Genomic DNA, 4,811 nt, shown 5'->3' with positions numbered 1-4,811 from the left:
CGTGCGTCGCCACCGCCACGAACTCGTCGCGCGCGGCCACGGCCTGCTCCGCCTGCCGGTACAGCCGCGCGTTGTCCACCGCCAGCGCCGCGCGCCAGGCCAGGTCCTCCAGCTGCGACAGGTCCCGCGTGCTGAAGCGCCGCGTGGGCGAGCACGTCGCGGCGCTCACCAGGCCCAGCGTGCGCCCGCGCGCCTCAGCGGGACGACCATCACCGAGCGCGGGCCCAGCGCCTCCAGGGCGCGCCGGTGCGCGTCGTTGACGGCGAAGGCGCGCATGGCGGCCTCGTCCACCTCGCCCACCAGCTCCGAGCGCCCCGTCTCCAGCACCCGGCGCAGGATCGTACGGGAGCCGGGCGGCGGCGCGAAGGGCATGGACTTCTCCAGCTTGGCCTGGAGCTCGTCGCTGCGGGCGCGGTGCTCCACGCGCTCCAGGTGCTCGCCGTCCTCGGCCAGCATGTCCACCAGGCAGTAGTCCGCCAGCTGCGCCACCACCAGCTCCGCCACGTTGCTCACGGTGGTGCGCCAGTCCAGGGACATGGCCAGCTGCGTGGTCGCGTCCGTGAGGAAGCGCAGGTGGTCCTCCATGCGGCGCTGCTCGGTGATTTCGCGCACCACGCCGCCCACGCCCAGCAGCTCCTTGCCGGAGCGCACGGGGAAGTACGTGGCCAGGAAGGTGCGCGGCTCCGGGCCCGCGACGTACTCCACCGGGTCGTCCACCACGGCCTCCTGCGACTCCAGCACCTGGCGCAGCAGGTCCTCGATGGGGCCGCCCGCCTCGCCCATCAATTCGCGGGGCGTGAGGCCCAGGTGCCGCTCCAGGGGGATGCCGTTGTTCTGCGCGACGACCTTGTTGAGCCGCACGTAGCGCAGGCTGGGGTCCACGAAGCCCATGCCCACCGGCGAGGCGGCGAAGAAGGCCTCCAGCATGGCCGCGGACGCGTCGCGCTCGCGCAGGGCCTCGCGGGCCTCGCGGTACAGCCGGGCGCTCTCCACCGCCAGGGCCGCGCGGCGCGCGAACTCCGTGGCGTACGCCAGGTCGCGCCGGGTGTAGCGGCGCGCGGGGGACGCGGAGACCAGGTTGATGATGCCGAAGCGCCGCCGTCCCACCGTCAGGGGCAGGAGCATGGAGGAGCGCGGCGCCAGCGTCTCCAGCAGCTGGCGGTGCTCGGGCGAGCGGGCCACGTCGTCCAGCCACTGGGGCGTGATGTCCGCGACGAGCACGGGCTTGCCCCGCGTGAAGACCTGGGCGAGCGGCGAGCCCGAACCCGCCTGCGGCGCGAAGCCCAGCGTCTGGTCCAGCAGCGCCTGCTTCCGGGGGTCCCTCGCGCTGAGCGCGAGCCGGTGCAGCGCGCCGTCGTGGCCCAGCACGTCCACCATGCAGTAGTCCGCCCACTCCAGCGTGGCCAGCCGCGCCACGGCCTTGAGCGTCGTCTCCCAGTCCAGGGACTCGGCGAGCAGCCGGCTCGCCTCGCTGACGAAGAACTCCGCGCGCTCGGTGGCCTTGCGCTCGGTGATGTCCACGTTGATGTTCACCGCGCCCACCAGCCGGCCCTCGGCCGAGTACAGCGGCGCCGCGGAGTTGAGGATGGTGCGGCGCGCGCCGTCCCTGCCGACGATGTCCACCTCCTCGTTGGACACGGTCTGCCGGCTCTTCAGCGTGCGCGCCACGGCCCACTCCTCGCCGCGCAGCCGCTTGCCGGTGCCGGGCCAGTACGCCTCGAAGGCGCCGAAGCGCTCCAGCCGCATCCCCGCCAGCGCGGCCTGTCCCCACAGCGCGCTGGCGGCGGCGTTGGCCGCGAGCAGGCGGCCCGCCGTGTCCACGATGACGACCCCCACGGGCAGGAGCTGCAGCACCGTGCTCAGCCACTCGTGCGGCACGGGTGTGGACTCCGCCAGAAAGGTGCCAGTCGGCTCGGACATGGGCGCGGAGCCCCCTTCCCCCGCGGGAGGTTCTAGGGTGGGGGTGGTGGGGACGGGGGACCACCCGACCCGGGTTGGAACCGGCTTTCCGGGAGTTGGCACCGGCCTCCACCCGGAGGCAGGGCAGGGGACTTGATTCGGAGCGGCCGACGGGGCGTCATTCGGGGCTTTCGTTCACGGCCGTGCTTCGGGCGGCCGGGCTTCAAGGACCGGTGGATGGCGATTGCGTGCGTGGTGCTGGACTTCGATGGGACCTTCACGGACGTGCTGGCGGAGGGCGAGCCCTTCCTGCGGCACTTCCAGGAGGCGCTGTACCGGGTGCTGGGGCAGGACGCGTCCCAGGCGTGGGCGGAGGAGGTCGCCGCCCTGCACGAGGGCGTGGACCAGTACGGCTGGGAGGTGGCGGGGCGCATCGTGGCGCCGGCCACCGCGGACCCCTACCTGACGGCCACCTGCACCGCGCACCGGCTGCTCCGGCGCTTCGGCAAGGGCGACGACGAGGCGGTGCGCACGGACACGGTGCAGACGCTGTACCGGGACGCGTACCGGCACTCGGCCACGGCCTTCAAGGCGGAGGCGAAGGAGGTGCTGGAGGCGCTGCTCGCCACGGGCCTGCCCGTGTCGGTGGTGACGAACGCGCACACGGAGCTGGTGGAGGCCAAGCTGGACAAGCTGGCGCCCAAGGGCCGCGAGCGGCTGCAGGTGTTCGGCGACGCGCGCAAGTTCCAGCTGGAGGACGCGCAGCCGAAGGACGCGCGGTTCGACGCGCTGCCGGAGGCGCTCCACCTGGACGGCGTGCTGGGCCGGCCGGTGTACCTGCGGCGCGGGCGCTACTTCTCCGCGCTCAAGCGCATCTGGGACGCCACGCACACGGGCCCGGAGTCCACGCTCGTCGCGGGTGACATCTTCGAGCTGGACCTGGCCATGCCCGCCGCGCTGGGCGCGCACGTGCAGCTGGTGGAGCGCGCCAACGTGATGCCCTACGAGCGCGCCGCGGTGGAGCGCCTGGGCGCGCGCGGCAGCGCCGACAAGAGCCTGCGCGCCATCCTGCCCCGGCTGCGCTGAAGGCAAACGAAAAGCCCCGCCTCCCAGCGAAGGGAGGACGGGGCTGTCCGTTACGGCACCGCGCGTGGGGCGCGAAGCTAGACCTTGGCGCCCGGGGTCGCCTGGAACAGGTCGTTGAACTCGGTGAGCGCCTTGTTGATGTTCGCCTTGATGTCGGCGGTCAGCTCGCGCTTGGCGACCAGGTCGGCGACGATGTTCGGGTACTTGCTGTCCACGAACTCCAGCATCTCCTTCATCCAGCGGACCACGTCACCCACCGGCACCTGGCGGATCCACCCGCGCTTGCCGGCGTCGTCCTTGTTCGTCGCGGCGTAGATCTGGATGACCTGACGCTCGACGGACAGGGGCTCGTACTGGCCCTGCTTGAGCAGCTCCACCATGCGGGCGCCGCGCGCCAGCGTCTCCTGCGTGGCCTTGTCCAGGTCGGAGCCGAACTGGGCGAAGGCGGCCAGCTCGCGGTACTGCGCCAGCTCCAGCTTCATGGAGCCCGCGACCTGCTTCATGGCCTTGATCTGCGCCGCGGAACCCACGCGCGACACGGAGAGACCGACGTTGATGGCCGGGCGGACGCCGGAGAAGAACAGGTCCGTCTCCAGGAAGATCTGCCCGTCGGTGATGGAGATGACGTTCGTCGGGATGTAGGCGGACACGTCACCCGCCTGCGTCTCGATGATGGGGAGCGCCGTGAGGGAGCCCGCGCCCTCCTCGTCGGACAGCTTGGCGGCGCGCTCCAGCAGGCGGCTGTGGATGTAGAACACGTCGCCGGGGTACGCCTCGCGGCCCGGCGGGCGGCGCAGGAGCAGGGACAGCTGGCGGTACGCCACGGCCTGCTTGGAGAGGTCGTCGTACACGATGAGGCCGTGCATCTTGTTGTCGCGGAAGTACTCGCCGATGGCGACGCCCGCGTACGGCGCGAAGTACTGCATGGGCGCCGGGTCGGACGCGTTCGCCGCGACGACCGTCGTGTACTCCATGGCGCCGTACTTGTTCAGCTTCTCCACCACCTGCGCGACAGTGGACTGCTTCTGCCCGATGGCGACGTAGACGCAGTAAACGCCCAGGCCCTTCTGGTTGATGATGGCGTCCACCGCGACGGCCGTCTTGCCCGTCTGGCGGTCACCGATGATGAGCTCGCGCTGACCGCGGCCCACCGGCACCAGCGCGTCCAGCGCCTTGATGCCCGTCTGCAGGGGCTCGTGCACGGACTTGCGCTTCACGATGCCGGGCGCCTTCACCTCCAGGCGGCGGTGCTCGGTGGCCTCGATGGGGCCCTTGCCGTCCACCGGCTGGCCCAGCGCGTTCACCACGCGGCCCAGCAGGCCCTTGCCCACCGGCACGGAGGCGATCTGCCCGGTGCGCTTCACGACATCGCCTTCGCGGATGTCCTTGAAGTCACCCATGATGGCGACGCCGACGTTGTCCTCCTCCAGGTTGAGGACCAGGCCCTGCACGCCGTTGGAGAACTCCACCAGCTCGCCGGCGAGCGCGCCCTCCAGGCCGTACACGCGGGCGATACCGTCGCCCACGGACAGCACGGTGCCGGTCTCGGCGACGGTGACCTTCTTGCCGTAGTCCTTGATCTGCTCCCGGATGATTCTGCTGATCTCGTCGGCGCGGATTTCCATGGGCGTCTAGCGTCCTTGCGGAGGGGGCGGCCTGGAGGAACGGGGTGGGGCCGCCACGAAGCTTGATGTACCGGGTGGCCCCCTATCACGGCCACCGGCCCCATCGCAACGCACCACGCGCCCGCGCCTTCCCCCACCCCCGCGCCCCTTTATCGCGGACGTAAGCCGGCGGCCCGGACGTGGGGGCCCGCCCGCCCGCAG

General features: G+C 71.8%; 3 protein-coding genes. 1 reads left to right on the top strand and 2 read right to left on the bottom strand.

From position 1 onward, the window contains the following. Nucleotides 1-165: 165 nt before the first annotated feature. The gene (locus ACLEQD_RS36990) at nt 166-1,920 is read right to left on the bottom strand and encodes a PAS domain-containing protein (RefSeq protein ID WP_410390595.1); all 1,755 of its coding nucleotides are present in this window, start codon (nt 1,918-1,920) and stop codon (nt 166-168) included. Between the two features lie 216 nt (nt 1,921-2,136). Between ACLEQD_RS36990 and ACLEQD_RS36985 the strand changes: the two genes are divergently transcribed. Beyond that, a complete protein-coding gene (locus tag ACLEQD_RS36985; RefSeq protein ID WP_410390594.1) occupies nt 2,137-2,985 on the top strand; it encodes an HAD family hydrolase in 849 nt (282 codons plus the stop codon). A gap of 77 nt (nt 2,986-3,062) precedes the next feature. On the opposite strand, the gene atpA is transcribed toward ACLEQD_RS36985, so the two are convergent. Then, complete coding sequence (atpA, locus tag ACLEQD_RS36980; RefSeq protein WP_410390593.1) at nt 3,063-4,610, bottom strand: F0F1 ATP synthase subunit alpha; 1,548 nt, start codon at nt 4,608-4,610, stop codon at nt 3,063-3,065. Nucleotides 4,611-4,811 lie beyond the last annotated feature (201 nt).

This window comes from Corallococcus sp. 4LFB, from assembly GCF_046520365.1.
GTDB classification, from domain to species: Bacteria; Myxococcota; Myxococcia; order Myxococcales; family Myxococcaceae; genus Corallococcus; species Corallococcus caeni.
This window is presented reverse-complemented; position numbering and strand designations above follow the sequence as displayed.